The sequence below is a fragment of the Protofrankia sp. CiP1_Cm_nod4 genome (assembly GCF_982290645.1).
On record NZ_CEVIVC010000004.1, the window covers coordinates 5,169 to 7,903 of the forward strand.

Consider the following 2,735-nt stretch of genomic DNA (forward strand, 5'->3'; position numbering starts at 1 on the left):
GCCCACCTCGCGGCGGTCCGTGACGGCCGGGGCCGGCTGGTCAGCGTCCGGGGCCGGCGACAGGCCGGCAAGTCCAGGCTGATCAGCGAGTTCGTGCGCCGTAGCGGTCTGCCGCAACTGTTCGTGACCGGATCTCGGCAGGCCACTCTCCAGCGAGACCTCGACGGGTTCGTCGAGGACGCCCGGCTCGACTGCACGCTGCCCGGCGCCGACGGGCTCACCGCCGGCGGCTTCAGCACCTGGGAACAGGCGCTACGCGCCACCCACGCCGCGCTCCCGGTGGACACGCCGGCCGTCGTCGTAATCGACGAGTTCCCCTGGCTGCTGGAGCGCGATACCGGCATCGACGGCACCCTGCAGAAGCTCTGGGACCGGCTGTTCGAGAACCGGCCCGTCCTTTTCATCATCATCGGCAGTGACCTCGCCGTGATGGAGATGCTGACCGGGCACGACCGGCCGCTCTTCGGGCGGGCTCGGGAGATGGTCGTCGAGCCGTTCTCCGTCGGTGACACGGCGCGCATGCTCGGTCTCAGCAGCGAACGTGCGGCGGAGGCGTTCGACGCGCAGCTCATCACCGGTGGATACCCCCGGCTGCTGCTGGAATGGCGGCGAGCCGGTGGCCTGCCGGCGTTCCTCGACGACCAGCTTTCGGACGATAACTCCGAGCTCATCGTCACCGGTCAGCGGGTTCTCGACGCGGAGTTCCCGCGCGATCTGCAGGCGAGTGACGTGCTGCGCGCCATCGGTGCTGGAGACCGGGCCTTCTCCGCGATCGCGGCGCGCGCCGGTGTGGCATCGACACCGCTCACCCGGGCCCTGGCACTGCTGGCCGGCAAAAGAGTGATCGCGGTCGACCGTCCGGTGGCAGTGAAGGTCGGTACGGCGTCCCGCTACCGGGTCGCCGACCCCTACCTGCGGTTCTGGCTACGCTTCCTGGAAGGCGCCGTCGCCGACATTCAGCGTGGCCGGCCCGACCTCGCCAGAGCCAGGGTGACGGGCGGCTGGGCCGCCTATCGCGGACGGGCGGTGGAACCGCTGGTACGCCAGGCGCTCACCAGGCTCGCGATCGACGATCCCGCGCTCGGCGGCGCTGAGAGCGTAGGCGGCTGGTGGCCGCGTAACCACACACCCGAGGTGGATCTGGTAGGAGTCCGGCCCGGTAAAGGCGCGAACGTGGTCACCTTCGTCGGCTCCGTCAAATGGCGTGACAAGGAGCCCTTCACCCAGGCCGACCTGGACCACCTGTTGCGTGACCGGGCCGCGGTGCCAGGCGGTGACATCGCGTCACCAGTCGCTGTCACGCGGACGACGACGCAGGTACCGGGTCTGCCCAGCTACGACCCGGCCCGGCTCCTGACCGCCTGGTAGGCGTCCGGAAGCTGGGAGTACGCGTCTGTATCGATCACGAGGCACTCCCCGCCTCGGTGTCCCGCTCATACTCGAGATGGAACGGGCGGTGATACAGAGCAGATACACGTTGGCCGTGCCCACCCCCAGATATCTGGAGAGCAACTTCACCGAGCTCGAGAACGTCCTGGCGGAGCACCTCGGTCTGGAAACCGCCGCGACCAGGCTGCTCACCGTCATACGAGAGCCCTGCCGGCCGCGTCTCGGCATACGGGCCCGTCTGTCGCTGGATCTCACCGACGACGCCGAGCTCGAGGCCGGCTGCGCCCGGCTGGCCCGCGAGGTTCTGACAATCCGGGACGGGCGGCAAGCGGCCGACCAGTAGCTGCTCGGTCGACGCTCTCGAACGCCGGCTGAAATGTCTTTCCGAATCCTCGGATTCAGCGCGGCGTGGTGTGTCCGGGATTCTCCGTGCTATGAAGGGTGTTCCTGCCGGGGTGCGCCGGTGTAGGTTCCGAAGGCCCACAGGTTGCCCTCCGGGTCTCGTACCACGAACTCACGAGAGCCGTAGGGCGTCTCGTTGATCTTGATGATGATGTCGGCGCCCGCGGCCAGTACCCGCTCGTACAGCCGATCGGGGTCGCTGGTCACCACATAGCCGCCCGCCGTGCCGGGCTCGCGCGTCCAGTGGCCCTCGGGCTTGTACGCGCCGAGCATGATGCCGCCGGATCCCTCGGGCCAGAGCAGTTCGGCGTGTTCGACGGTCTCGCCTTCGCCGTGGCGTGCGACCAGGTCGAAACCGAAGATCTCGACCAGGTAGTCGATGAGCACGGCGGGGTTGTGGGCCTGCAGGGTGAGCCACACGGTGGGATTCGTATTGGGCATGACCTCATTCTGCCGCCGGCCGTATCCTCCGTCCGAATGGTTTCGGAACTCTTCGGTGAGCGGGTGGACAGCGAACTGGATTCCGGCCTGGCCGCGACGCTGACGTACGTGACCTGCCCGCACGCGCGGGCCGCCCAGTACATACGGATCTGTGGGGAGACGGTGAGGATCATGTGTCGTAACATCACCGAACTGCGGGGCCTTCAGCCGCCGGCGACCGACGAGGAGATCGAGGCGGCCGCCCGCCAGTTCGTCCGGAAGGTCAGTGGTCTGCGCCAGCCTCCGGCCACGGCCGGGGACGCGTTCGAGACGGCGGTCGCCGAGGTGGGCGCCGCGGTCCACCGGCTGCTCGACACGCTGCCGGCCCGCCGCCAGCCGCCGGCCACACTCCCGCCGCTACGACGCCCGGAGATCCGCGCCCGCCTGAACACGTGAGCATCCCGGGTACCAGCCGGCCGGCCCGCACAGGCCGGCCCGGCCGCTGCCCAGACGTCCGTCGATGC

Annotated in this window: 4 protein-coding genes; 3 read left to right on the forward strand and 1 reads right to left on the reverse strand. The window is 69.2% G+C overall.

Translation table 11 applies throughout. The features are described 5' to 3' along the window. Together AC5LSR_RS01830 and AC5LSR_RS01835 are read left to right on the forward strand one after the other, a co-directional pair. Positions 1-1,368 (forward strand): ATP-binding protein (locus AC5LSR_RS01830; RefSeq protein ID WP_493468079.1); only part of this gene is annotated, 1,368 nt, incomplete at its 5' end. A gap of 25 nt (positions 1,369-1,393) precedes the next feature. Beyond that, positions 1,394-1,732, forward strand: coding sequence for a toll/interleukin-1 receptor domain-containing protein (locus AC5LSR_RS01835; RefSeq protein ID WP_445548493.1), 339 nt, complete (start codon positions 1,394-1,396; stop codon positions 1,730-1,732). Positions 1,733-1,821: 89 nt separating this feature from the next. Here AC5LSR_RS01835 and AC5LSR_RS01840 read toward each other — a convergent pair whose 3' ends face one another. Beyond that, positions 1,822-2,232, reverse strand: coding sequence for a VOC family protein (locus tag AC5LSR_RS01840; RefSeq protein WP_250286875.1), 411 nt, complete (start codon positions 2,230-2,232; stop codon positions 1,822-1,824). A gap of 171 nt (positions 2,233-2,403) precedes the next feature. Here AC5LSR_RS01840 and AC5LSR_RS01845 point away from each other — a divergent pair, with 171 nt between their 5' ends. Further along, the gene (locus AC5LSR_RS01845; protein ID WP_047224521.1) at positions 2,404-2,667 is read left to right on the forward strand and encodes a DUF2277 domain-containing protein; all 264 of its coding nucleotides are present in this window, start codon (positions 2,404-2,406) and stop codon (positions 2,665-2,667) included. Positions 2,668-2,735 lie beyond the last annotated feature (68 nt).